The organism is Pseudomonas fluorescens, assembly GCF_000802965.1.
GTDB lineage: Bacteria > Pseudomonadota > Gammaproteobacteria > Pseudomonadales > Pseudomonadaceae > Aquipseudomonas > Aquipseudomonas fluorescens_A.
The window spans coordinates 23,436-48,422 of record NZ_JSAK01000010.1 but is presented as its reverse complement, the minus strand read 5'-3'; the positions used below and the strand labels follow the sequence as shown (position 1 = coordinate 48,422).

At 58.5% G+C, this 24,987-nt stretch carries 27 protein-coding genes; 13 read left to right on the top strand and 14 right to left on the bottom strand.

The window, feature by feature from the left end; genetic code table 11:
• The first annotated feature begins 1 nt into the window (after position 1).
• The gene (locus tag NL64_RS09490) at positions 2-1,246 is read left to right on the top strand and encodes a lipoprotein-releasing ABC transporter permease subunit (RefSeq protein ID WP_034147879.1); all 1,245 of its coding nucleotides are present in this window, start codon (positions 2-4) and stop codon (positions 1,244-1,246) included.
• 122 nt (positions 1,247-1,368) lie between these two features.
• On the opposite strand, the gene NL64_RS09485 is transcribed toward NL64_RS09490, so the two are convergent.
• Both NL64_RS09485 and NL64_RS09480 read right to left on the bottom strand, forming a co-directional pair.
• Positions 1,369-2,718, bottom strand: a complete 1,350-nt coding sequence (locus NL64_RS09485) for a heavy metal sensor histidine kinase (protein ID WP_034147878.1) — start codon at positions 2,716-2,718, stop codon at positions 1,369-1,371.
• Complete coding sequence (locus NL64_RS09480; protein ID WP_034147877.1) at positions 2,718-3,398, bottom strand: heavy metal response regulator transcription factor; 681 nt, start codon at positions 3,396-3,398, stop codon at positions 2,718-2,720. The genes NL64_RS09485 and NL64_RS09480 overlap by 1 nt, the downstream gene beginning before the upstream one ends.
• A gap of 154 nt (positions 3,399-3,552) precedes the next feature.
• Between NL64_RS09480 and copI the strand changes: the two genes are divergently transcribed.
• Complete coding sequence (copI, locus tag NL64_RS09475; RefSeq protein WP_034147876.1) at positions 3,553-4,089, top strand: copper-resistant cuproprotein CopI; 537 nt, start codon at positions 3,553-3,555, stop codon at positions 4,087-4,089.
• A gap of 61 nt (positions 4,090-4,150) precedes the next feature.
• A complete protein-coding gene (gene queF, locus NL64_RS09470; protein ID WP_034147875.1) occupies positions 4,151-4,981 on the top strand; it encodes an NADPH-dependent 7-cyano-7-deazaguanine reductase QueF in 831 nt (276 codons plus the stop codon).
• Positions 4,982-5,132: 151 nt separating this feature from the next.
• Here queF and NL64_RS09465 read toward each other — a convergent pair whose 3' ends face one another.
• Both NL64_RS09465 and NL64_RS09460 read right to left on the bottom strand, forming a co-directional pair.
• A complete protein-coding gene (locus NL64_RS09465) occupies positions 5,133-5,396 on the bottom strand; it encodes a DUF4404 family protein (protein ID WP_034147874.1) in 264 nt (87 codons plus the stop codon).
• 108 nt (positions 5,397-5,504) lie between these two features.
• A complete protein-coding gene (locus NL64_RS09460) occupies positions 5,505-6,125 on the bottom strand; it encodes a hypothetical protein (protein WP_034147873.1) in 621 nt (206 codons plus the stop codon).
• A 200-nt stretch (positions 6,126-6,325) separates the two neighbouring features.
• On the opposite strand from NL64_RS09460, the gene NL64_RS09455 reads away from it, so the two are divergent.
• On the top strand, positions 6,326-7,015 hold the full coding sequence (locus tag NL64_RS09455) for an MlaA family lipoprotein (protein ID WP_034147872.1): 690 nt from the start codon (positions 6,326-6,328) through the stop codon (positions 7,013-7,015).
• Between the two features lie 61 nt (positions 7,016-7,076).
• On the opposite strand, the gene NL64_RS09450 is transcribed toward NL64_RS09455, so the two are convergent.
• A complete protein-coding gene (locus NL64_RS09450; RefSeq protein WP_034147871.1) occupies positions 7,077-7,376 on the bottom strand; it encodes a PilZ domain-containing protein in 300 nt (99 codons plus the stop codon).
• Positions 7,377-7,651: 275 nt separating this feature from the next.
• On the opposite strand from NL64_RS09450, the gene rssB reads away from it, so the two are divergent.
• Together rssB and rssC are read left to right on the top strand one after the other, a co-directional pair.
• The gene (gene rssB, locus NL64_RS09445; RefSeq protein WP_034147870.1) at positions 7,652-8,833 is read left to right on the top strand and encodes a two-component system response regulator RssB; all 1,182 of its coding nucleotides are present in this window, start codon (positions 7,652-7,654) and stop codon (positions 8,831-8,833) included.
• Positions 8,833-9,315 (top strand): anti-sigma factor antagonist RssC, encoded by a 483-nt coding sequence (gene rssC / locus NL64_RS09440; RefSeq protein ID WP_034147869.1) that lies wholly within the window; start codon positions 8,833-8,835, stop codon positions 9,313-9,315. Before rssB ends, rssC begins: the two co-directional genes overlap by 1 nt.
• A gap of 207 nt (positions 9,316-9,522) precedes the next feature.
• Here rssC and tal read toward each other — a convergent pair whose 3' ends face one another.
• The 3 genes from tal to NL64_RS09425 form a co-directional block, all read right to left on the bottom strand.
• Positions 9,523-10,449, bottom strand: a complete 927-nt coding sequence (tal, locus tag NL64_RS09435) for a transaldolase (RefSeq protein WP_034147868.1) — start codon at positions 10,447-10,449, stop codon at positions 9,523-9,525.
• 178 nt (positions 10,450-10,627) lie between these two features.
• A complete protein-coding gene (dusA, locus tag NL64_RS09430) occupies positions 10,628-11,626 on the bottom strand; it encodes a tRNA dihydrouridine(20/20a) synthase DusA (protein ID WP_034147867.1) in 999 nt (332 codons plus the stop codon).
• A gap of 101 nt (positions 11,627-11,727) precedes the next feature.
• On the bottom strand, positions 11,728-11,997 hold the full coding sequence (locus NL64_RS09425) for a hypothetical protein (RefSeq protein ID WP_034147866.1): 270 nt from the start codon (positions 11,995-11,997) through the stop codon (positions 11,728-11,730).
• A gap of 461 nt (positions 11,998-12,458) precedes the next feature.
• On the opposite strand from NL64_RS09425, the gene NL64_RS09420 reads away from it, so the two are divergent.
• Positions 12,459-12,680, top strand: coding sequence for a hypothetical protein (locus tag NL64_RS09420; protein WP_034147865.1), 222 nt, complete (start codon positions 12,459-12,461; stop codon positions 12,678-12,680).
• A 142-nt stretch (positions 12,681-12,822) separates the two neighbouring features.
• Here the strand turns inward: NL64_RS09420 and NL64_RS09415 are convergent, their stop codons facing one another.
• Both NL64_RS09415 and NL64_RS09410 read right to left on the bottom strand, forming a co-directional pair.
• Positions 12,823-13,614: a transporter substrate-binding domain-containing protein gene (locus NL64_RS09415; RefSeq protein WP_034147864.1), complete on the bottom strand. Its 792-nt coding sequence runs from the start codon at positions 13,612-13,614 to the stop codon at positions 12,823-12,825.
• Between the two features lie 74 nt (positions 13,615-13,688).
• The gene (locus NL64_RS09410; protein ID WP_034147863.1) at positions 13,689-14,393 is read right to left on the bottom strand and encodes a murein L,D-transpeptidase catalytic domain family protein; all 705 of its coding nucleotides are present in this window, start codon (positions 14,391-14,393) and stop codon (positions 13,689-13,691) included.
• A gap of 83 nt (positions 14,394-14,476) precedes the next feature.
• Between NL64_RS09410 and NL64_RS09405 the strand changes: the two genes are divergently transcribed.
• Positions 14,477-16,228 (top strand): L,D-transpeptidase family protein, encoded by a 1,752-nt coding sequence (locus tag NL64_RS09405; RefSeq protein WP_034147862.1) that lies wholly within the window; start codon positions 14,477-14,479, stop codon positions 16,226-16,228.
• A 125-nt stretch (positions 16,229-16,353) separates the two neighbouring features.
• Here NL64_RS09405 and NL64_RS09400 read toward each other — a convergent pair whose 3' ends face one another.
• Entirely contained in the window at positions 16,354-16,818 is a 465-nt protein-coding gene (locus tag NL64_RS09400; RefSeq protein ID WP_034147861.1) for a hypothetical protein, read from the bottom strand.
• Between the two features lie 229 nt (positions 16,819-17,047).
• Between NL64_RS09400 and NL64_RS09395 the strand changes: the two genes are divergently transcribed.
• Both NL64_RS09395 and NL64_RS09390 read left to right on the top strand, forming a co-directional pair.
• Positions 17,048-18,619, top strand: coding sequence for a sensor domain-containing diguanylate cyclase (locus tag NL64_RS09395; RefSeq protein WP_034147860.1), 1,572 nt, complete (start codon positions 17,048-17,050; stop codon positions 18,617-18,619).
• Positions 18,620-18,754: 135 nt separating this feature from the next.
• Positions 18,755-20,161: a DUF1254 domain-containing protein gene (locus NL64_RS09390; protein ID WP_034147859.1), complete on the top strand. Its 1,407-nt coding sequence runs from the start codon at positions 18,755-18,757 to the stop codon at positions 20,159-20,161.
• 54 nt (positions 20,162-20,215) lie between these two features.
• Here NL64_RS09390 and NL64_RS09385 read toward each other — a convergent pair whose 3' ends face one another.
• Positions 20,216-20,530 carry a hypothetical protein gene (locus tag NL64_RS09385; protein WP_034147858.1) on the bottom strand — a complete coding sequence of 105 codons (315 nt, stop codon included), beginning with the start codon at positions 20,528-20,530 and terminating at the stop codon, positions 20,216-20,218.
• A gap of 241 nt (positions 20,531-20,771) precedes the next feature.
• Here NL64_RS09385 and NL64_RS09380 point away from each other — a divergent pair, with 241 nt between their 5' ends.
• Positions 20,772-21,566, top strand: a complete 795-nt coding sequence (locus tag NL64_RS09380) for an exodeoxyribonuclease III (protein ID WP_034147857.1) — start codon at positions 20,772-20,774, stop codon at positions 21,564-21,566.
• A 112-nt stretch (positions 21,567-21,678) separates the two neighbouring features.
• A complete protein-coding gene (locus NL64_RS09375; RefSeq protein WP_034147856.1) occupies positions 21,679-22,506 on the top strand; it encodes an arylamine N-acetyltransferase family protein in 828 nt (275 codons plus the stop codon).
• A gap of 63 nt (positions 22,507-22,569) precedes the next feature.
• On the opposite strand, the gene NL64_RS09370 is transcribed toward NL64_RS09375, so the two are convergent.
• Together NL64_RS09370 and NL64_RS09365 are read right to left on the bottom strand one after the other, a co-directional pair.
• Positions 22,570-22,893 (bottom strand): BrnA antitoxin family protein, encoded by a 324-nt coding sequence (locus NL64_RS09370; RefSeq protein WP_034147855.1) that lies wholly within the window; start codon positions 22,891-22,893, stop codon positions 22,570-22,572.
• A gap of 3 nt (positions 22,894-22,896) precedes the next feature.
• Positions 22,897-23,178: a BrnT family toxin gene (locus NL64_RS09365; protein ID WP_034147854.1), complete on the bottom strand. Its 282-nt coding sequence runs from the start codon at positions 23,176-23,178 to the stop codon at positions 22,897-22,899.
• Between the two features lie 255 nt (positions 23,179-23,433).
• Here NL64_RS09365 and NL64_RS09360 point away from each other — a divergent pair, with 255 nt between their 5' ends.
• Entirely contained in the window at positions 23,434-24,951 is a 1,518-nt protein-coding gene (locus NL64_RS09360; RefSeq protein WP_034147853.1) for a nucleobase:cation symporter-2 family protein, read from the top strand.
• The last annotated feature ends 36 nt before the right edge of the window (positions 24,952-24,987 follow it).

The following is a 24,987-nucleotide window of genomic DNA, read 5'->3' as shown; positions in this document are numbered from 1 at the left end:
AATGTTCAGACCGTTATCGATCTTTATCGGCACGCGCTATACCCGCGCCAAGCGTCGCAATCGCTTTGTTTCCTTCATATCGATGACCTCGATGATCGGCCTCGCCCTCGGCGTGTTGGCAATGATCGTGGTGTTGTCGGTGATGAACGGTTTCCAGCGTGAAATGAGCTCGCGAATTCTCGGCATGGTGCCGCACGCGACCATCGTCGGCGTTAACCCGATCAGTGACTGGCAGCCCGTTGCGGCGGCCGCGATGAAAAATCCGCAAGTGACGGCGGCCGTGCCGTTCACCGAGATGGAAGGCATGCTGTCCTATAAAGGCACCATGCAGCCGATCCAGGTCAGCGGCGTTGATCCGGCGCTGGAAGGCCAGGTGTCGATCGTCGCCAAGCACATCGTCCAGGGGCGTCTCGATGCCTTGAAACCGGGCGAGTTTGGCGTGGTGATCGGCGAGATCACGGCGCGGCGCTTCCGCTTGAACGTCGGCGACAAGATCACCCTGATCGTGCCGGAAGTCAGCACCGCGCCGGGCGGGATTACCCCGCGCATGCAGCGCTTGAACGTGGTCGGTGTGTTCAAGGTCGGCGCCGAGCTGGACGGGTCGATGGCGTTGATCCACGTTGCCGATGCCGCGCAGATGCAGCATTGGGAGCCGAACCAGGTGCAGAGCGTGCGTCTGGCGGTGAAGGACTTGTATGCCGCACCGCAAGTGTCGAGCGACATCGCCACCGGCCTGGGCGGCGCCTACAAGGCTGACGACTGGACTCACACTCAGGGCAGTCTGTTCAGCGCAATGAAAATGGAAAAAACCATGATCGGCCTGCTGTTGCTGATGATCGTCGCGGTGGCGGCGTTCAACATCATCGCGACCCTGATCATGGTGGTGAACGACAAAGGCGCGGACATCGCGATCCTGCGTACCATCGGCGCCACGCCACGGCAGATCATGGCGATCTTCATGGTGCAGGGCACGGTGATCGGGATTGTCGGCACCTTGATCGGCGGCGTACTCGGCGTGATTGCCGCACTGAACGTCAGCCAGATCGTGGGCTGGATCGAGCGGGTCAGCGGGCAGCACATCTTCAGTTCCGACGTGTATTTCGTCAGCAACTTGCCGTCTGAATTGCAGGGTGCGGATGTGGCGTTGATTTGTTCGGCGGGGTTTGTGTTGAGTTTCCTGGCGACGGTTTACCCGGCGTGGCGAGCGGCGAAGATCGAGCCGGCTCATGCGCTGAGATATTCGTAACCTTTAGGCCGCTATCGCTGGCAAGCCAGCTCCTACAGGGTTTTCAGTCGCTCACACATGGGTGATTCAACCCGGACATTGTGGGAGCTGGCTTGCCAGCGATGAGGCCGGACCTGCCGGCCTCAATCTCCTTTTGGCAACTCAATCACAAACCTGGTCCATCCATCCGCCGATTCGCAATGAATCCGCCCTCCATGGGCGCGGACAATCGACTGGGTAATCGCCAGCCCCAAACCCGCATGCTCACTGCTGCCTTCATGGCGTGCCGGATCGGCCCGGTAGAAGCGATCGAACAGGCGTGGCAACAACTCTGCGGAAATCCCGGCCCCACTATTTTCAACCGTCAGCTTCAACCCTTTGGGCTGATCGACGATCCGCACCCGAACCTCACCTTTGGTGGGCGTAAACCGCATTGCATTGTCCAGCAAATTGGACAACGCCCGCCGCAACATGCTGCGGTCGCCCTCGACGCGTGCCTTTCCCTCGCGGCTCAAAGTCACTTGAGCGTCCTCAGCCAACGGCGCAAAAAACTCCAGCAACACGTCCGCTTCTTCTGCCAGTTCCAGCCATTCGCGTTTGGGCATCAGCAACCCGTGGTCAGCCTTGGCCAGATACAGCATGTCGTTGACCAGTTGTGCCATCCACTGCAGTTCTTCGAGGTTGCTGTGCAGCGCTTCGCGGTAATCCTCAATGGCGCGTGGGCGGGTGAGAGTGACTTGGGTGTGGGTCAGCAAATTCGAGAGCGGCGTGCGCAGTTCATGGGCAATGTCGGCAGAGAACGCCGAGAGCCGCTGAAAAGAGTCGTCGAGGCGTCCGAGCATGGCGTTGAAGTGGTGGGCCATTTCCGCAAGCTCCGGCGGCATGTCCGCTTCGGGCAGGCGGGCGTTGAGTGATTGCGCCGAAACGCCGCTGGCAATCGCACTCATGCGCCGCAACGGCCGCAACCCGCTGCGCGCCGCCCAGGCACCGAGCAGGGCGGTGGCCAGGGCCGACAGGCCGACCGTCAGCCAGATCAGGTGCTGCATGCGTTGCAGGAAGTGCTGGTGATGGGTGATGTCCAGCAGCAGGGTCAATTGCGGGGAGTCAGGCTTGTCGACAAACAGCGGTGCATTCAGGACGCGGTAGTCGGTGCCGTCGTCGTTGAGGGTCGACAGGCCAGACTGTTGTGGGAGCTGATCGGGCAAGCTTGCGGAGCTGTCATACCAGCGCTGGCCGTCGCTGCCGGTGATTCGCAAGGAGAGATCCGCTTGCCGGCTCAATTCGTCGGCCAGTTTGACTTGGCTTTCGCTCGACTGGATGTCGTGAAGCGCCCGGCGCAGGCCAATCAACTTGCCATTCAGCAGTTGCTGATCGAGTTCTATGAAGTGCGCCTCGCTGGCGCGACTGAACAGCACCCCGGCGAACAACGACACCACCGCCGTGCAGGCGGCAAACAGCAGCGCCAGACGAGTGCTTAACGAAAGGCGCGGCATTAGGCAGGGCGCTCTTCGAGGACATAACCCATGCCGCGCACGGTGTGGATTAGCTTGTTGGGGAATTCGTCGTCGATCTTCAGGCGCAAACGGCGGATCGCCACTTCGATGACGTTGGTGTCGCTGTCGAAATTCATGTCCCAGACCTGGGAGGCTATCAGCGATTTGGGTAGCACTTCGCCCTGGCGACGCAGGAGCATTTCCAGCAAGGCGAATTCCTTGGCGGTCAGGTCGATGCGCTGGCCGCTGCGTTCCACCCGGCGGCGGATCAGGTCCAGGCGCAGGTCGGCCAGTTGCAGGCTGGTTTCCTGAGGTGTGGTGCTGCCACGACGCAACAGGCTGCGAACCCGGGCCAGCAGTTCGGAGAAGGCGAATGGCTTGACCAGATAGTCGTCGGCACCCAGTTCCAGGCCGTGAACCCTGTCCTCCACGGCATCTTTTGCGGTAAGAAACAGTACCGGCGTGTCCAGACCGGCACTGCGCACCGCTTGCAGGATCTGCCAGCCATCGCGTCCGGGCAGCATCACATCGAGAATCAACAGCGCGTAATCGCCGCTCAAGGCCAAGTGCTGGCCGGTGCTGCCATCGGCCACCAGTTCGGTGTTGAAACCGGCCTCGGTCAAGCCCTGGCGCAGGTAGTGGCCGGTTTTCGGTTGGTCTTCGACGATCAGCAATTTCATGGGCGACTCGGCTCAATGGAACGACAGCTTTATACCGTGGGCGACGACGGTACAGGCCAACCTGACAAAGTTGTAATCTGCCTGTCAGGTTGCGGGCAGTGGCGCCAGTTTAGAGTTTTCCGCAGGCTGAACCTTATCTTGTTGGAGTAGGACGATGTTTTTGCGCAAATCTTTGCTTGGGGTGGCTTGTTCGTTGGTGTTGAGTTCGCCGGTGTGGGCCGCCCCGGCGCATACCTACGATTTCGGCCAACCCGCTGCGGCGGCCAAGGCGACTCGCAGTGTTGAAGTGGTGATGGGCGACATGTCATTCACCCCGAAGGCCATTGATATCAAGGCCGGTGAGACGATTCGTTTTGTGCTGGTGAATAAAGGCCAGTTGCTGCACGAATTCAACCTCGGTGACGCAGCGATGCATGCCAAACACCAGCAGGAAATGTTGCAGATGCAACAAAGCGGCATGCTGACGCCTACAGGCGTGAAGGAAATGGACCACGGCTCCATGGCTGGCATGGATCACGGTTCCATGGCCCATGGCATGAAGCACGACGACCCCAATAGCGTGTTGGTGGCGCCGGGCAAAACCGCTGAGTTGACCTGGACCTTCAGCAAGGCCACCAACCTGGAGTTTGCCTGCAACATTCCCGGCCATTACCAGGCAGGCATGGTCGGCAAATTGACTGTCAGTCAGTAAGCACTCAAAGGCGGGAGCAAAGGCTGATAGAATCCGCTGATTCTTCAGTCAGGTTTCCGCCATGCATCCCGCAGCCGAACATTCGCCGCTGGGCAAATCCAGCGAATACATCGCCACTTACACGCCGTCTCTGCTGTTCCCGATCCCGCGTACCGCGAAGTGGGCCGAGCTGGGTCTGACGGCTGAAACACTGCCTTACAAAGGCGTGGACTTCTGGAACTGCTTCGAACTGTCGTGGCTGTTGCCGTCGGGCAAGCCGGTGGTGGCGATCGGCGAATTCAGCATTCCGGCGGATTCGCCGAACATCATCGAATCGAAGTCGTTCAAGCTGTACCTCAACTCCTTGAACCAGACGCCATTTGCCGACACCGCGAGCCTCGAAGCGACGCTGGTGAAAGACCTGTCGGCCGCCGCCGGCAAACCGGTCGGCGTGCGCATCCGCAGCCTGAAAGATGTCGAAGCCGAAGGCGTCGTGGCATTGCCTGGCGTGTGCATCGATGAATTGGATATCAGCGTCAGCAACTACGAACACCCGCGTCCGGAACTGCTGCGTTGCGATGATTCGCGGATTGTCGAAGAGAGCGTGCACAGCCATTTGCTCAAATCCAATTGCCCGGTCACCAGTCAGCCGGACTGGGGCAGCGTGGCGGTGGAGTACCGCGGCGCGGCGCTGGATCATGCGAGTTTGCTGGAGTACATCGTCAGCTTCCGCCAGCATTCGGACTTCCATGAACAATGCGTGGAGCGGATTTTCCTCGATCTGCAGCGGTTGCTGAAACCGGAGAAACTGACGGTTTATGCGCGTTATGTGCGGCGCGGCGGGTTGGATATCAATCCGTATCGCAGTACTGAAGAAGTGCAGCTGCCGAACCATCGTCTGGTTCGTCAATAGGATCAAAATCAAAAGATCGCAGCCTTCGGCAGCTCCTACATTGGAATGTGTTTCCCTGTAGGAACTGCCGCAGGCTGCGATCTTGGCGATTTACCAAACACTCAATGAAAAGCCCTGCTATCACTAGCAGGGCTTTTTTGTATCCGATGGTTCAGATTCCCATGCTGTGCAGGGCCGTGCCAATCCGGCGCAGGGCGTCGGCGAGGGTCGGGTGTTCGAGTTCGAAGCGTTCGACGGCCAGATTGACGTTATCGGCGAGGTTGGTGTCCTGGATCTTGGTTTCGAGCTCAAGCTCAAGTTCGATCTGTTGCATCAGCGTGTGCAGGTCTTCGCGCTCGGATTCGGACAGCGGAGGATTCTGTTCCAATTGCTCGCGCAGGGCATTGAGCTGTTCTTGCAGTTCGCGGGCAGGCATGGCGTTCTTCCTTTTATCGATAGGCACTGGCATAGACCGCGGCGGCGCGCCAAAGATCTATGGCTTACCTAAGATTAATCCACTCCCGCGTAACCTGCATGATCTCCATCAGGGCTTTTCGCCTTTGAGTCGGCGCAGTTGAATATCGGCCAGGCAGTTGTCGAGTTCACCAAGGTGATCGATCACCGAGTGCACGCCCAGGCCGAATAGCTTGACCGTTGCCTTGCCGCGCTTGAGGTCGCGTTCCTGTTGGGTTAATGCCTGCCATTCGCCGGGCGACAGGCCGCAGAGCGAGCCGCAGGACGCCAATCCGATCGTCCACAACCCGGCGTTGAGCCCCGATTGCAGCAAGAGCGGCTCACCGCTGACCAGCACGCAGCCGTCCAAGCGCTCGACGTTCAGCGCCATCAGCGCTTGCCAGCATGCATTCGGTGCTGGCCACGGATTGATTGTTGCAAGGTGTTGCGAAGGTTTGATCCATTCCGGCAAGGCAGAAGCGAGGGAATGGCTAAGGTCCGGCGCAAGATCATCGAGCCAGGCGCACGGGATCTGCTGGCGCTGCAAACTGTGCAGGGTATCCAGGGCGCCAGGAGTGACCTCGCCGTGGTCGGTCGACTGGCCGCCGTGCAAACGCGCTCGTGCACCGAAATCCACCAGGCAACCACTGAGGCCGAACAGCACGGCAGTCAGGTTCGGGGCGGTTTGAGGCAAGGCTTCGGCGTGCGGCATATCAACGTCCTTGAAATAGGCTCGAGGCTAAAGGGGCAGGGTGACAGTTGAATGACACGGATGTGAATCGCTCACATTCAACGAGAATCCTCCGCAGGGCTACCCGGGCGATGCTGCCTAAAGCGGCGTTTCCGTCTTATACTAGCGGTCTTTGCGCCCGGCCGAGTGCCTGGCGACGGTACATTCCAAGGAGTTTTTTTATGCGCTGGAGCAATGATCTGGCTCGGTTTTGTGTATGCGCCAGCGTACTGCTGGTTCCGTTCGCTGCTCAGGCAGCATCGGAAGATGATCCTTGGGAAAGCGTCAACCGCCCGATCTACAAGTTCAACGACGTGATCGACACCTATGCGCTGAAGCCTTTGGCCCAGGGCTACCAGTTTGTGACGCCGCAGTTTCTTGAAGACGGTATCCACAACATGTTCCGCAACGTCGGCGACGTGACCAACCTCGCCAACGATATATTGCAGGCCAAACCTGCTGCGGCAGGCGTCGACACCGCGCGTTTGATCTTCAACACTACCTTCGGCCTGCTGGGCTTCTTCGATGTGGGCACCAAAATGGGCCTGCAACGCAATGATGAAGACTTCGGCCAGACTCTCGGTTACTGGGGGGTCGGCAGCGGCCCGTACTTAATGCTGCCACTGCTTGGTCCAAGCACCTTGCGTGATGCGCCTTCGAAATTCGTCGACGGTTACACCGGCCCGTATCGCTATATCAACGATGTGCCGGTGCGTAACTCGATTTTCGGCCTGAACATTGTCGATACCCGCGCCAACCTGCTGTCTTCCGAGAAGCTGATCACCGGCGACAAATACATCTTCATTCGCAACGCTTACCTGCAGAACCGCGAATTCAAGGTGAAAGATGGCCAGGTAGAAGACGATTTTTAAATCCTGACCGGTATAACGAAAAAAAGCGGCCATTGAGCCGCTTTTTTCGTTTGAGGCAGGGTTAATTCATCTTCAAGATTGTAAGGCCGAGTTTCTGAATTCCACCGACTTGTTCCTTCACCCACACCACTTCGGTGTCGGCTTCGAGCCCCTTGAGCGCAGCGTATTCGGATTCGATACGCACGCTGAGTCGGTTACCGACCTCAAACAAACGCGGTGCCTGCAGCTGCATGCCACTGCTGGAAAGGTCGATGCAGACGGCTGCAACCTCATCTCCTTGATGAATCAGCGACACATCGGCATCAACCCGCATGCGGATGAAATCGCGCTTTTCACTGTAGTCCCGATCGGTTCGGCTCATGGGTTTGATCCTTCCATTGGGTTACGGTTTTGATTGTTCTTATAACTCCCGGTGCTTTGACAAGTGTAGACGTCAAGCGACCATCGGCGTGAGCTTGAAACGCCTCGCGGATGGGAGTACCGTCTGCGCCTTAGAAGGGCACCTCTGGTGTACGTGTGTGTAGGGCAAATGCTCGAAAGCGGTGCGACAGAGAGGCTAGAAAGCGAATCCAGTAGTGTGAGCCGGGCCAAAGCCCGAGCCGCTACGCCAACCTAATTCTGGCGCCGTTTGCCCACATGCCAAAAACCAGTGCCACGCTGCTGATAATCGATGATGACGAAGTAGTGCGCGCGAGCCTCGCCGCCTATTTGGAAGACAGTGGTTTCAGCGTCTTGCAGGCCAGCAATGGTCAGCAGGGTCTTCAGGTATTCGAGCAAGAGAAGCCCGACTTGGTCATCTGCGATCTGCGCATGCCGCAGATGGGTGGGCTCGAACTCATTCGCCAGGTCACCGAGCGGTCCCCGCAAACGCCTGTGATTGTGGTGTCGGGTGCCGGCGTGATGAACGACGCGGTCGAGGCGCTGCGCCTGGGCGCGGCGGACTACCTGATCAAGCCTCTCGAAGATCTGGCGGTGCTCGAGCACTCTGTGCGTCGGGCCCTGGATCGTGCGCGCCTGCTGCTGGAAAACCAGCGCTACCGCGAGAAGCTGGAAAAGGCCAACCGCGAGCTCGCCGCCAGCCTGAACCTGCTCCAGGAAGACCAGAACGCCGGTCGCCAGGTGCAGATGAACATGTTGCCGGTCAGTCCTTGGGCTATCGATGATTTCAAATTTGCCCACCAGATCATCCCGTCGCTGTATTTGTCGGGTGATTTTGTCGATTACTTCCGCGTCGACGAGCGCCGGGTAGCGTTCTACCTGGCGGACGTTTCCGGGCATGGCGCTTCTTCAGCCTTCGTCACTGTGCTGCTGAAATTCATGACCACGCGCTTGCTGTTCGAGTCCAAGCGCAGCGGTACATTGCCGGAATTCAAGCCTTCAGAGGTTCTTGGTCATATCAACCGGGGCCTGATCAGTTGTAAGCTGGGCAAACACGTCACAATGGTCGGTGGTGTCATCGACGAGGAGACAGGTTTGTTGACCTATAGCATCGGTGGTCATTTGCCGTTGCCAGTGTTGTACACACCCGACAGTGTTCGTTATCTGGAAGGGCGTGGTCTGCCGGTGGGCCTCTTCAACGAAGCCACCTATGAAGACCACGTGCTGGAGCTGCCGCCGACGTTCAGCCTGACGCTGATGTCTGATGGCATTCTGGACCTTTTGCCAGAGCCCACACTCAAAGAAAAAGAAGCTGCGTTGCCCCAACGGGTCAAGGCAGCGGGCGGCAGCCTGGATGGTCTGCGGCAGGTTTTTGGATTGGCCACGCTAGGGGAGATGCCGGATGATATCGCCCTGTTGGTGTTGAGCAGGAATCTTTAATGAGTACCGGTAGAATCCAGTTCGCCGAGCAGGACGGCACCTTTGTCCTCAAGTTCGTCGGTGAAGTTCGCCTGACCCTGTGTTCGGCGTTGGATGCGACTATTGAGAAAATCTTCACCGCGATGAATTTCAACGCGATCGTGATTGATTTGACCGAAACCCGCAGCATCGACAGCACCACCCTCGGCCTGCTGGCCAAACTGTCGATCCTGTCGCGGCAAAAGGTCGGCCTGTTGCCGACCGTCGTCACCACCCACGACGATATCACTCGTCTGTTGCAGTCCATGGGTTTCGAGCAAGTCTTCAACATCGTAGACAAGCCAATCCCGTGCCCGGAATGCCTGGACGACTTGCCAGATCAGGATCAGTCGGAAGAAGTGGTGCGGATCAAAGTGCTTGAAGCGCACAAGATCCTCATGGGCCTGAACGATTCCAATCGTGAAGCGTTTCATGACCTGGTGAATGCCCTCGAGCGGCACTGATCCCTTGATCCGATGGTGCCTGTCCAGGTGCCATCGCCAGCAAGCCCAGAGATTTGATGTTCGACGCAGACCATTGCAGGAGCCGGCTTGCTGGCGATAGCGGCCATTCAGCCACCGAAGAACCGCCGCGAAGCCAACACAGCCTGGCAGACACAAAAAAGGGCGAACCCACCAAGGTTCGCCCTTTTTGCATTACACCAACTCAGATCACAGCTTGGCTTGCAACAACGCCTCGAGCTTCTCCTGATCGCGAGCAAACTGACGAATCCCCTCAGCCAGTTTCTCGGTCGCCATGGCGTCTTCGTTCGACAACCAGCGGAACTGCGCTTCGTTCAAGCTCAAACGCGCTTCACCGGCATGACCTGGCGCCAGTTTACGTTCCAGCTTGCCAGTATCAGCGGCCAGCTTGTCGATCAGATCCGGGCTGATGGTCAGGCGGTCGCAACCGGCCAAGTGCTCGATCTGGCTCAAGTTGCGGAAGCTCGCGCCCATTACCACGGTCTTGTAGTCATTGGCCTTGTAGTAGTTGTAGATGCGCGTCACCGACTGCACGCCCGGATCATCCGCGCCGGTGTAGTCGTTGCCGTTGGCTTTCTTGTACCAGTCGTAGATACGGCCCACGAACGGCGAAATCAGGAACACCCCGGCGTCGGCACAAGCGGCAGCCTGAGCGAAGGAGAACAGCAGGGTCAGGTTGGTCTGGATGCCTTCCTTCTCCAGGATTTCGGCAGCGCGGATGCCTTCCCAAGTGGAGGCGATCTTGATCAGCACGCGGTCGCGGCCAATGCCGGCCTTTTCATACAGCTCGATCAGACGGTGCGCACGCTTCAATACGGCGTCAGTGTCGAACGACAGGCGCGCATCCACTTCAGTGGAAATACGCCCAGGGATCACTTTCAGAATTTCTTGCCCCACCGCGACGCCGAAACGGTCGCTGGCCAGGCCCACATCGCCCTTGCAGTCGCTGACGCAAGCGTTCAACAACTCGGCGTAAGCAGGAATGGCGGCTGCCTTGAGTAGCAGGGAGGGGTTGGTGGTTGCGTCCACCGGTTTAACGCGAGCGATCGCTTCGAAGTCGCCAGTGTCGGCAACGACGGTGGTCATTTGTTTAAGTTGTTCCAGCATGGAAGTCATGGGCGTGCTCTGTCCTGTGGGTCTGATGACATTACCCGAGCGCTGACAGCCACTCAAGGGTACGAACGTGTATCGATGGTCCCAGCGGCAACAACCTGAAAACGGCTGTTTGAAAGGCGGGGCGCGGTATCGGTAAATACGATGCCAAAACAGACCACAGGTTCAAAGCAACTGACCGTCAGCGCCCTTCAAGCAACTCCGCCGCCTGATCCAGCAACACCAATGGCTCTTTGGCCTTGTGGATATCCACCGACAACAACTGCCGAAACTTGCGCGCCCCCGGGAAACCGGTGCCCAGCCCCAGCACATGACGGGTGATGTGGTGCATCGAACCGCCCGCCTCAATGTGCGCAGCAATGTAAGGCCGCAATTGCGCCAGCGCCTCGGCGCGAGTGATCACCGGCGCCGTGCTGCCGAACAACTGTTGATCCACTTCAGCCATCACATAAGGGTTGTGATACGCCTCGCGACCGAGCATCACACCGTCAAACGTCTGCAAATGCTCGTGACAGGCTTCCAGCGTCTTGATCCCGCCGTTAAGAATGATCTCCAACTCCGGAAAATCCGCCTTCAACCGCGCCGCCACGTCATACCGCAGGGGCGGAATGTCGCGGTTCTCCTTCGGCGACAACCCCTCCAGAATCGCAATCCGCGCATGCACGGTAAAACTCGTGCACCCGGCATCCCGCACCGTACCGACGAAATCACACAACTCCTCGTAACTGTCCCGGCCATTGATGCCGATGCGATGCTTCACCGTCACCGGAATCGACACCGCATCCCGCATCGCCTTCACACAATCGGCCACCAGCTGCGGATGCCCCATCAGGCACGCACCGATCATGTTGTTCTGCACCCGATCACTTGGGCAGCCGACGTTCAGATTCACCTCATCGTAACCGTGGTCCTGAGCCATGCGCGCGCAGGCCGCCAAGTCCAGCGGGACGCTACCGCCGAGTTGAAGCGCGAGTGGGTGTTCGGCTTCGTTGTGGCGCAGGAAACGTTCGTGGTCGCCGTTGAGCAAAGCGCCGGTGGTGACCATTTCGGTGTAGAGCAGGGCGTTTTTTGAAAGTAGGCGCAGGAAGAAACGGCAGTGGCGGTCAGTCCAGTCCATCATCGGGGCGACGGAGAAGCGGCGGGAGAGCGGGGCGGGGGTTGTCGCGGTCATCAGGGGCATTGGCGTTCTGGGATGGGTGAGGCTGAGAGGGATGGGAGTTTATCAGGAATGGAAGTGGAGAGGGTCTAAGGGGCGTCCGTGCAGGGCGCCCCTTTTTGGCGTCAGGACGGTTCAGCATCCATGCGTCGCGCTATGACATCCAGCACATCGCAGCCATCGCGTAGAGGGATGGAGCACAGCAATGCGAAGTCGCTGAGGATGACGGAGTCGGTGCTGATTTCGCCGCGCATGGCGAGGTTTTCGAGAACCTGCGTCACGGCGCTGATTCGGTAGCTGGCGCTGCTGAGCAGTGAGTGCAGGGGTTGTGTGGTGTTGACGTAAAAGGAGGGGAGATCGTCGGCGTTGCTGGTTAAAGCCATAAATTCTTTCATGAGTGATTCCTTGTATTGAGGTGAACTACCACTCAGTGTCGCCAAACAAGGGGTGGCAGCTGTACGCAGGTTGGCGAACCGGGACAAGGTAAACCGGCAGACCCGAGGGTCTCCCACGCACAGCCACCAAAAAGAGGTAACCAAGTGCGTTCCGAAACACTCCGAGATAGCTGGGAGGTTCCTCTACTTTGTCATCGAGTCGCCAAACCCGATGCGCCAATGGGGCGCGTTCGGACTATAGGCCTCGTGACAAAAACGCAGCAACAGCGAAGTGTACGGACAATTCCTATCGTCGTGTAGGACCGTGCTGTTTTTGCACAAATACCTCGATCTTCAAAAAATACGCCACACCTGAACCAACGCTGTCACCGATCAAAGTTTCACGATCCCCGTTTCGTCAGCAGCCTAGGATGAACGCACAAGACCCAGCCACCGCGCACCCACCCACAGGAACTAAAAAAATGACCTCAAACCTGATCAAAGTCTCGCTAATCGCCGGTGCTTTGCTGTTGAGCGCCTGTTCGGGTGTGAGTTCTCATAGCAATTACTCAGCGCAATCCGTTCCCTCCGCCGGATTTGGCCCGGGGCCAACCAACACCAGCCCGAACAAAATGAATTTCCATGGCAGTGCGCTGGGCAACAGCTTCGGCGAGTACAGCTCAGGGTTGCTGCACGACGATTGAGTTTGATGGGCGTGTGACGTCTGTAGGAGCCGGCTTGCTGGCGATTGCGGTGGCTCAGCCAACATCGGTGTCAACCGCCAAATCGCGATCGCCAGCAAGCCGGCTCCTACAGGTTTGCGTTCGCAATTCGCACGCCTGAGCGTTATTTCGCGTCAGGCACTGCCACCCATTGCCCCAGAATCTTCTGGTAATTACCCGTCACCTTGGCCAGATGCAGCCACTGATCGACGTACAACTTCCAGGTCATGTCATCACGCGGCAGCAGATAAGCCTTTTCACCGTATTGCATATATTGCGTTGGGTTGACCGCGCACAGTCCCGGTTTGAGTTTCTGCTGGTACATCGCTTCCGAAGCGTCGGTGATCATCACGTCTGCCTTCTTGTTCAGCAGCTCCTGGAAGATGGTCACGTTGTCGTGAAGGCTCAATTGCGCCTTGGGCAGGAAGGCGTGAACGAAAGCTTCGTTGGTGCCGCCAGCGGGTTCAACCAGGCGAACCGAAGGCTGGTTGATCTGCTCGACGGTTTGATACAACGCCTGATCTTCGCAGCGCACCAGCGGGATTTTGCCGTCGACGTCCAGCGTAGTGCTGAAGAAGGCTTTTTTCTGTCGTTCGAGGGTGACCGAAATGCCGCCCATGCCAATGTCGCATTTGCCCGCGAGCATGTCGGGCATCAGGGTTTTCCAGGTGGTGGGCACCCACTCGACCTTGACGCCCAGGCTGTCGGCCAGTGAGCGGGCCATCGCGATATCGATGCCCGAGTATTCGCCGTCTTCGGCCTTGGAGGTATAGGGTTTGTAGTCGCCCGTCGTGCAGACGCGCAGTTGGCCTTGTTGAATGACGCTATCCAGATGCGAGGGGACTTCCTGTGCCTGCGTGCCAAAAGATAAAGCGAACAGGCCACCGAGCAGCATTACGCTTGTGCTGTTTTTCATTGTTATCGGGCTTTTGTGATGGGTGGTTGAGAGGGGAGTGTAGTGAAACAAGTTCTCAACCGTCATCACACGCGTTACTGGCGTTTAGTAATCTTTTCCGACGATGCCACCGTACCGCTCCCACAATTGATGTAGGAAGAAGACTTCAGCCAACGCTGATCCGGATAGTAGGAAAACAGCAATTGCCCGTCCTTCATCGAGTCAATCAGGCGGTGGGCAATTGCTGGCCTGACTGCCGGACAACCCAGGCTTCTGCCGATCCGGCCGTTGGCGCGTGCCAGGACGGGGCTGACGTACGGTGCGCCGTGAATGACGATTGCCCGGTCAAACGCGTTATCGTTGAAGCCGGGCTCCAAGCCTTCCATGCGCAACGAGTAGCCGTTCTGGCCGCGGTAGCTTTCCTGGGTGCGGAAGAGTCCAAGGCTGGTGGCGTAGCTTTCGTTCTGGTTGGAGAACAGGGTGGCCATGTTTTCGCCGCTGTTGCGGCCATGTGCGACAAGTTCGTGGAAAAGTAATTTGCGCTTTTTCAAATCGAATACCCACAGACGTTGTTCAGTCGAGGGCAGGGAGTAATCGATCACTGCTAATCTCTGCGCCGGGGCTGCGCCTTGGGCGCGGGTGCACTGTGTTGCGCGCACTGCCAGGGCGATAACCTTGGCATTTGCATTCGGAGCGGCTTTGGCCAGAGCGATTTCCAGCGATTCGGCGTAGGCTGATGGCAGATAAGCCGACGTCGACAGCAGGGCTGTGAACAGGAAGCCAAAGCGGTGTAGCGCCATAAATGTGTCTCAACAGGAATAATTCGAGTCTAGCAGCGAATGGAACGCTAGCCTTTTGATTTGCGGGAGATTAAGGATTATCTATGGTGCAATTAACAAGGTTATTCGTCATAAGCCGCGTTTTTTTAATGGTCTTTCTGATCAGCGGCACTGCGATGGGTGAAACGTCGCCGATCGTGCCGGTAACTCCGGCAGTCAATGAGCTGAGCGCGGCGCCCGATGATGTTGTCGGCCAGGCGATTCAGGCGACGCTGGAACCTCTTCAATCGGCGTTTCCACCGTTGCTCACCTCACGCAAGCATCAGCGGGTGGATGTGAGCCGGGTGGTCATGGATTTCTATTCGCATCGCAACTACCGCGCAGCCTGGACGGATGGACGCGATGTCTCGCAATTGCTGAAAAGCCTGAATGACACTCAGATCGACGGCCTGGTCCCGGAAGATTTCCGCATTGCTGAGTTGGCTCAGGCGCAATTGTCCTTACAAGCCACTGCGCCGTCACCGGCTCAATTGGCGGCATTCGATCTCGCGGCAACCCGCACCTACATCACCGCCCTGTTGCAGTTGCGGCGGGGCAAAGTCGATCCGTCACGTCTGGATTTTCACTGGAACTTCGACCCGGTCGGTGTTGACCCCCGTGAGGATGTGAACAACTTCTTCGCCGCGCTCGATGCTCATGACGTTGCCAGCGGGTTTGCTCAGGCGCCGCCGCAAGAAACGGTCTATCGCAACATGCGTGATGGCCTGGCGCAGTTGCGTCGGGTTCGGGATGCGGGTGGCTGGCCGAAGATCGCCGAAGGGCAATCGCTCAAGCCTGGAATGGACGGTGCGGCAGTCGCGCAGTTGCGCGCCCGATTAGTGGCCGGTGGTTACCTGACGCCGAGCAAAACCAAGCGAACCGATTACGATGCCAGCGTCATCGCCGCCGTGAAAAAATATCAAACCGAACAATACCTGGGCGCGGATGGCGTGGCAGGGAAGACAACGCTGGAAGCACTCAATGTGCCCGTCGAGGCGCGGATCGATCAGGTCCGGGTGAACATGGAGCGGGCGCGTTGGTTGCTCTATAAGCTGCAAGGTACGTTTGTCGTCGTTGACATTGCCGGGTACAAAGTTGCGCTGTACCGCGACGGTAAGCCGATCTGGCGATCCCGGGTGCAGGTCGGCAAGCCGTTTCGCAGCACGCCGGTGTTCCAGTCGGAAATTACCTACATCACCTTTAACCCCACCTGGACCGTGCCGCCGACGATTCTGGTCAAGGATATGCTGCCCAAAATTCAACAGAATCCGGATTACCTGGCGGCGAACCGGATCCGGGCGCTCGATCGACAAGGCAATGAGCTTAATCCGTCGACGGTCGATTGGTACAACGCACGCGGGATCACATTGCGCCAGGATGCCGGCCCGGAAAACTCCCTGGGTCAGGTGGTGATTCGCTTCCCCAACGACTATGCGATTTACCTGCATGACACGCCGCACCGCGAGTTGTTCGCCAAGTCGATGCGCGCCACCAGTTCCGGATGCATTCGGGTGGAGAATCCGCTGCAGTTGGTCGAGCTGTTGTTCAACGACCCGGTGCGCTGGAACAGTGAGGGCATCCAGAAGCAGTTGGCCAAGGGTAAAACCGAAAACATCAGCCTGCCCGTGAAGGTGCCGGTGCTGTTGGCTTACTGGACCGTGGACTTGAGCAATGAGGGGCGGGTGACGTTCAAACCGGACGTTTACGGCTACGATTCTCCGGTACTGCGCCAGTTGAACCTGCCGTCGAAACTGCCCGCGCTGGACTTGCCGCAGGCCGAAACGGTGCTGATGGTGACGGGGCAAGGCAAGCAGTAGCCAGTGATTGAAATGTACTTTGTGGCGAGGGAGCTAGCTCCCGCTGGGGTGCGAAGCGCCCCCAAAAAATGGGACTGCTGCGCAGTCCAACGGGAGCAAGCTCCCTCGCCACGTGTCGCTTTCCCCTAAAGCTCCAACCCTTCCTGCACCACTGCAAGCAAGTTGTTTTCAGTCAATGCGACCGCATCGGTTTGCGGTGTAGGTTGCTCAATCCCTTGCAGCCACCAGTGGGTTACGCCGTGCTCGTCCACCGTGCGCAACAGGGCGAGTTCGTTGCTTTTGGAATGAATCTCGATGCGCCCCGCGCCATCCGCCGTGAAGCGTGCGACGGGATCGAAGGTGATGCTGTGCTTATTACCTTCGATCAGCAATTGGTCGATGGCGTAATCGTAAGTTTCGTCCGTGGTGCTCTCGGACACATGAGTAGAGTTGCGCCGCAGAACCAGGCCCACTGCCGTAATGGGCGCCAGCCAGGTCTCTATCTGCTGATACAGCTCGTAAACCTGACCTGCCCAGCTATCAATCGCCTGATCAGTGCCGGTGTCCCGGGTGTGTTTCAGTTTCGCCGCGAGCTCGTCTGCCTTACTCATTTCGATTCTCTGTCTTGATGTAAGACTAATCGTAGCTCGTTGAACGGGATGCGCCCTTTGCGCTGCGTCATGTCTGTCATGCAAGCGTGACAAATCATTTCCCTGAGGGGCAACGGAACCACTTGGCAAGTGGTCTCCATTTATCCCTGATAACCCCGTAGACTGCGCGCACAAAAAATAAGGGCTTTTGGGCAGGTGCCCATGCATTGCCCTTAAAGGACGAGTTTTTTTGCCCACACGCTTCCTTGACCGGCATCACACTCCCGGCGTCGCCTTCAAACGCGCACCGCTGCGCAAAGCTGCTGTGCTATTTGTAGCCACGGTGTGCCTGTGCCTGTGCGGTTTGCTTTATCTGCAACTGGAACAATCCCGGCGCCACGACCTGAGCCAGGCCCAGGTTGCGTCGTCGAACCTGACGCGGGCCATGGCGCAGCAGGCCGAAGACACGTTCATGAAGGCCGACCTGGTGCTGACCAGTCTGGTGGACTGGATTCAAGTGGACGGTTTCGGTCCGCCGCTCAGGCCACGCTTGCAGAAAACTTTCGCCCGACGCGTGCAGGCGCTGGAACAATTGCACGGCATCTTGCTGTTCGACCAGAAGGGCCAGTGGGTCGTCACTTCCTTTGAAAGTCTGCCTCGCGGCCCCGGCGTGGCGGATCGCGAATACTTCAAATTCCATCAGCAAAACGTGACTTCCGTGGCGCACATCGGTGCGGCGATTCGCAGCCGTGAAAATGGCGAGTGGATCATCCCGATTTCAAAGCGGATCAACGACAAGAACGGCCAGTTCCAAGGCGTGTTGTTGGCCGGGATCAAGATGTCGTACTTCGACCAGTTCTTCAAAAGCTTCAGCATCGACGACAACGGCTCGATGTTCGTGGCGTTGACCGATGGAACATTGCTGGCGCGCCGGCCCTTTGTGGAGTCGCAGATCGGCACCTCTTTAGCCCAGAGCGAAATCTTTCAAAAACTCCTGCCGCAAGCGCCGTCGGGTAATGCGATGCTCACCTCGATGGTGGACGGCATTGTCCGCTTGTCTGGTTATCGGCAGTTGGAGGCTTACCCGCTGGTGGTGTCGGCGGCCTCGTCGAAGGATTCGATTCTTGCGGGCTGGTACGACACCGCGTTTCGCTCCGGCCTGATCGTCGCGCTGGTGATGTTGGGCGTGGCGCTGTTCGGATGGGTGTTCATCCGGCAAGTGCGCGTTGGTGAACGGGTCGAGGCGGATTTGCGCAAGGCCCAGGAAGCGTTGGAGTTGATCGCGACGCATGACAGCCTGACCGGCCTGGCCAACCGCCGATTGTTCGAGCGAGCGTTGGACATCGAGTTCGGGCGTGGCGCGCGGAAGAGCAGTTCGTTGAGCCTGATCATGCTCGATATCGATTACTTCAAATGCTACAACGATACCTATGGTCATGTGGTGGGGGACCACTGCCTGGCGCAAGTGGCCCGGGCGGTCAAAGATTGCTGCCACCGCAAGGCGGACCTGGCCGTGCGTTACGGCGGGGAAGAGTTTGCGGTGTTGCTGCCCGACACCGACATCCACGGCGCCATGACCATTGCCGAGCAAATTCGCCGCAGCGTCATGGACAAAAACATCAGCCATACCGGCTCACCCACCGGGTATGTCACGGTCAGCCTCGGTTGTTATTCGTTTGTGCCGACGGGGCGTGACAGCATGGAGGTGTTCATCCAGCGGGCTGACGCGGCGCTGTATCAAGCCAAGAACGCGGGGCGCAATCGCTCGGCGGTGTTGTCGATGGAGGGTAGTGTCGAGGCGCTGATGCGTTCTGACCGATAAGTGGGTTTGTTTCAAACTCGAACCATCTCGACCAACCGGCGGTCCGCCTGTCGGGGATTGTTCAATTGATCGTCTAGAGTTCCGTTAGCTCTGCCGAATCCGGCAGATCTCCCCAACGCACGGACGATCGCCATCATGTTGATTACTCAAGCATTGACAGCCGTTGCCATGACCGTTGCCGCCGCAGCCATGTTTCCGCTGGCGAGTCAGGCTCAATCGAAAATCACTCCTGAAGAGGCTCATGCCATTGGCGTTGAGGCCTACGTTTATTTCTACCCGTTGTTGACCATGGACATCACCCGCAAGCAGTTCACCAACATCGAACCCGGCAAGGCGTTCGGCAAAGGTCCGATGAACATGTTTGTGAGCGTGCCGCAGTATCCGCCCGCGGATTTCAAAGGCGTGGTGCGCTCGAATTTCGACACCTTGTATTCCATCGCCTGGCTCGACTTGACCAAGGAACCGTTGGTCATCGCTGCGCCGGACACTGCCGGGCGCTTCTATTTGCTGCCGATGCTCGACATGTGGAGCGACGTTTTCGCCTCACCGGGCTGGCGCACCACGGGCACCGAAGCCGCGCAATTTCTGGTGACGCCACCGGGCTGGACCGGCACGGTGCCGGCCGGGCTCAATCATCTGCCGGCGCCGACGCCTTTTGTCTGGGTCATCGGCCGGACCAAAACCGACGGCGCGGCGGACTATGCGGCCGTACACAAGATCCAGGCCGGCTACACCGTGACGCCATTATCGCGACTGGGCAAAGAGGCCGAGCCTGTCAGCGTCAAAATCGATTCGTCGGTCGACATGAAAACGCCGCCGAAGATCCAGGTCGACTCGCTGTCGGCGGCTGACTACTTCGCCTACGCCGCCGAATTGCTCAAAGTGCATCCGGCCCACAGCACGGATCAGCCGATGCTGGCGCAGATCAAACGCATTGGTATCGAGGCCGGCAAGTCGTTCGACATGGGCGCGCTGGAACCTGAAGTCAAAGCTGCGCTCGACACCGTGCCCGCAGAAGCGCAGAGCCTGATGAAGTGGAAGGTGGAAACCCTGGCGCGCGTCGTCAACGGCTGGTCGATGAATACCGACACCATGGGCGTCTACGGCAACTACTACCTTAAACGCGCGATCGTCGCCCAGGTCGGGCTCGGCGCCAATTTGCCCGAGGATGCGATTTATCCATTGAACATGGGCGATGCGGCCGGCAAGCCGCTCGACGGTACGAACAAGTACGTGTTGCATTTTGATAAGGGTGAAACGCCGCCGGTGAATGCTTTTTGGTCGATCACGCTGTACGACCCTGAAGGCTTCCAGGTTGGTAATGGACTGAATCGTTTTGCGGTCAGTAGCTGGATGCCGTTCAAGAACAACGCCGACGGCTCGCTGGACCTTTACTTCCAGAACGAAAGCCCCGGCAAAGACCTTGAAGCCAATTGGCTGCCCGCGCCCAAAGGGCCATTCAACCTGACGATGCGTTTGTACGGCCCCAAGGCCGAAGCGTTGAATGGCAAGTGGAACCCGCCAGCGGTCAGGCAGATGTAGATCACAGGCATAGAAGCAACCGACGGTGGCTCACCATCGGTTGCCTTTACGCGTTCAGCTGCCCGTCCCGCCGCCAGCGCCACCGGTGCCACCGCCGGCCGATCCGGTACCACCACCGGCGCCCGATCCCGAGCCCGAACCGCTGGCGCTACCGGCACTGCCACTCGATGAGCCCGTCGCACCACCGTCACCGGCGTTGCCACCTGATGGCGCGCTGGGGGTGTTGTCGGGCGGCATGACAGGGCCGCTGGTTGCGCCGGATTTAGTGCCCGTCGCATCGGCGCCATCGCCGGAGGCTGCGAAGCTTGCGATGGAAGCCATAGAGAGCAATCCGGCCAAAAGCAGCGAAGTACATTTGATGTTGATCATGGTCCTTCTCCACAAATGAGTCGTTACCTGATGTTGGTGTAAAGGGCAGGGTGGTTGGTGCCGGTTGGATGACGAGCGGCAGTCAGTGATCATCTTTCGAGGGTCTGCCGATATCCCTGTGGGAGCGAGGTGTTGGGTGTTTTCGTCGGCGATTATTACGCGGCAGACCGGCCAGCCGACGCAACCACCGGCCAGTCTGCGAGGTCACAGCCAGGACAGCCAGGCATATGGAGCGTTGGTCATGAAAAAATTGCGCATCGCAACCTTCAATGTCAACGGCATGCGCGCCCGGTTGCCGAACCTGTTGGCCTGGCTTGAGCGCGAGAAACCGGACATTGCCTGTTTGCAGGAGCTGAAGTCGGTGGACAGCGCATTCCCTGCCGCCGAGCTCGAGGCGATCGGCTACGGTGCGATCTGGCAAGGGCAGGCGTCGTGGAACGGGGTGGCGATTCTGGCGCGGGATGCGCAGCCGCTGGAAAGTCGCCGAGGGCTGCCGGGCGATGACAGCGACAGTCACAGTCGCTATCTGGAAGCCGCCGTGCATGGGGTTTTGGTGGGCTGCCTGTACCTGCCCAATGGCAACCCGCAGCCGGGGCCGAAATTCGATTACAAACTGGCGTGGTTCGAGCGGCTGATCAATTACGCGCAGGCACTTCAGAGCAGTGAACATCCGGTGGTGCTGGCCGGCGACTATAACGTGGTGCCCACCGACCTCGACATCTACAACCCGCGTTCCTGGCTCAAGGATGCGTTGCTGCAACCGGAGAGCCGCGAGTGTTATCAGCGGCTGCTGGATCAAGGCTGGACCGACTCCCTGCGACATCTTTATCCGGAAGATCGGCTCTACACCTTCTGGGATTATTTTCGCCAGCACTGGCAGAAGAACTCCGGGTTGCGCATCGATCATCTGCTGCTCAATCCGGCCTTGAGTCCTTATCTGCTAGAGGCCGGTGTCGATGCCTGGGTGCGCAACGAAGCGCATGCCAGCGACCATGCACCAACGTGGATTCAATTGGGCTCGCGCAAGCGTCGTTGAGATTGCGAACGGGGCGATTGGCTAAATCAATTGTCGGCGGCAGCACTTCATCCCTTATACATAGCGCCCACTGGCGGAGCGATCCGCAGCCTCCGTGCATAAGGACTGAACGATGAGCGAGCCACGCCTGAAAAACCGTGCGTCATACCTGCAACGTCTAGGCTTCGATGCGCCCCCGGCGCCGACCCTGGAGACCCTGCGTCAACTTCAATTGCGCCACACTGGCGCCTTCCCGTTTGAAAACCTCACCACGCTATCCGGCGAACCGGTGCTGATCGACCTGCCATCGATTGAGCAGAAAGTCCTGCACGAGAGGCGCGGCGGCTACTGCTACGAATTGAACAACCTGTACCTGGCCTTGCTCCAGGAGCTGGGTTTCGATGCGCGAGGCATCAGTGGTCGTGTGGTCATGGGCCAGCCTGAAGGCGCCTGGACTGCTCGCACACACCGCTTGAGCCTGGTGACGCTGGACGGCGTGCGCTACATCAGCGACGTTGGCTTCGGCGGCATGGTGCCCACCGCGCCGCTGTTGCTCGATACCGCGGATGAACAGTCCACGCCTCACGAGTCCTATCGCATCGAACAACACGTCGATGGCTATACCCTACGCGCCCAGGTCGCCGGTGAATGGCGCGCGATGTACATCTTCGATCTGCAACGCCAGGAAGACATCGATTACACCGTTGGCAACTGGTACGTCTCGACCCACCCCGAATCATCGTTCGCCAAACAGCTGATGGTGGCGCGAACCGGGGAAGGGTGGCGACGTACCCTCAACAACGGCAGCTTTGCGATTCATCGCCTTGGGCATGACAGCGAACGCCGGCAAGTGACCGATGTGCAGGCGTTGCTGAGCTTGCTGGAAAGCGAGTTCGGCATTCGGGTGCCCGAGCATGAGACGCTGGTGCGTACACTTGAGCGCCTGATCGCGCCGCAATAGGCGAGTCATCGTGCACACAAAAAAGGGGCAGACTGGATCAGTCTGCCCCTTTTTTGCGCGTATTCATGGCTGAGCTTCAGGCTCCATCACCCGTCGAATTTCGCTAAGGGCCTCTGACAGTTTCTTCTCCAGGCTTTTCAGCTCAGAGCTGGTGATCCCCTTTTTCAGGTGCTTGGCAGTGCTGGGCTCTGCTTTGTCCTGCTCGGACAGCAACGCCCGGCGCAGGGTGTTGTTGATCGCGGTCTGGTAGCCATAGCCCTCGCTTTCCGCGAGCGTGCGTGCCGCCTCGATAACGACGTCATCGAGCATGATGGTGATGCGGGTCTTGCCTTTGCTGGGGGCAACGGCCCCACGCTTGGCATGGCTGAAGTCGTACTCGTCTTTCATCGGTCAAGCCTCCAGGTACTGACGGCGCTCGTGTTTGGTGGCGAGGCGCGCTGAAATGATTCGTACGAAATTCGGGTCACGGTAGGTGTACGCAACGACCAGCAAACGACCTTTGCCGTCCAGCCCCATGATGATCCAGCGTTGCTCACTGTGATGATCGTCCTCAAAGGTCAGAGCACGTTCATCATGGAACACCGGCTCTGTGTCAGCGAGGCTGATGCCATGGTGCTTGAGTTTGTTGGCTGCGTTCTTTGCCTTGTGATACTGAATTTCGAATGACTTCATTATGCATACTTTATATGTATATGAAAGAGGGCGATCGAGACCGATGGTCGCCAGGAATTCAAAAGACTAGTGGGCGCAGGAGAATGGGCCGGATGGATGTATTTCAAGGTTTTTTTCGATTTGCCGCTTGGTGGCACACAGTCTGCATGACCGACCGTTCATAATTTGAATGGCAAGTTGTATACAACTCTATAGACATTTGTCCTAAGTCTTGAATACAGTGTGCGCATAACAAAAACCAGGGAACCCCCTAACATGAAAACGCCCCATGTTTCACACCAACGGCCCGAAGACGAAAATCTCGGGGTCGGCGCGAATATGGCTTACGGCCTGCAACATGTTCTGACCATGTACGGTGGCATCGTCGCGGTGCCTTTGATCATTGGTCAGGCTGCCGGCCTCTCGCCGGCGGACATTGGTTTGTTGATTGCTGCTTCATTGTTTGCGGGGGGGCTGGCCACGTTGCTGCAAACCCTGGGTCTGCCGTTTTTCGGTTGTCAGTTGCCGCTGGTACAGGGCGTGTCGTTTTCCGGCGTCGCGACCATGGTGGCGATTGTCAGTAGCGGAGGCGAGGGCGGGTTTCAGTCGATTCTGGGAGCGGTGATTGCGGCGTCCCTGATCGGATTGCTGATCACCCCGGTGTTCTCGCGAATCACCAAGTTCTTCCCGCCGCTGGTAACGGGCATCGTGATCACCACCATCGGCCTGACGCTGATGCCGGTGGCGGCGCGTTGGGCCATGGGCGGTAACAGCCATTCCCCAGAGTTCGGCAGCATGGCCAACATCGGTCTCGCCGCAATGACGTTGGTGTTGGTGCTGTTGCTCAGCAAGATCGGCAGCGCGACCATCTCCCGTCTCTCGATCCTGCTGGCAATGGTCATCGGTACGATCGTCGCGGTGTTCCTGGGCATGGCGGATTTTTCATCCGTCGGCGCAGGTCCGATGTTCGGCTTCCCGACCCCGTTCCACTTCGGCATGCCGACCTTCCACTTCGCGGCGATCCTGTCGATGTGCATCGTGGTCATGGTGACCCTGGTGGAAACCTCGGCGGACATCCTGGCGGTCGGTGAAATCATCGACACCAAGGTGGACTCCAAGCGTCTGGGCAATGGTCTGCGTGCTGACATGCTGTCGAGCATGATCGCGCCGATCTTCGGTTCCTTCACCCAAAGCGCCTTCGCCCAGAACGTCGGTCTGGTGGCGGTGACCGGGATCAAGAGCCGCTACGTGGTCGCCACCGGCGGTCTGTTCCTGGTGCTCCTCGGCCTGTTGCCGTTCATGGGCCGTGTCATCGCCGCCGTACCGACCTCCGTTCTCGGTGGCGCCGGTATCGTGCTGTTCGGCACCGTAGCCGCCAGCGGCATTCGGACGCTGTCCAAGGTCGACTACCGCAACAACGTCAACCTGATCATCGTTGCGACCTCGATCGGCTTTGGCATGATCCCGATCGCTGCACCGAACTTCTACGACCACTTCCCAAGCTGGTTCGCCACGATCTTCCATTCGGGCATCAGCTCTTCGGCGATCATGGCCATTGTGCTCAACCTGACCTTCAACCACCTCACGGCCGGTAATTCCGACCAGCAATCGGTGTTTGCGGCAGGTACTGAACGGGTGCTGCGTTATCAGGATCTGGCGGCGTTGCGCGAAGGGGACTACTTCAGCGACGGCAAACTGCATGACTGTGATGGCAAGGAAATTCCGGTGGTCGAGGTGGACCACGGGCATGGCGAGCCACGGGCGGCGCATGCGAAAACCAGTGAGCATGTCTGACGTTTGAGTGAATGAAAAAAGGCCGATCTGTTGAAT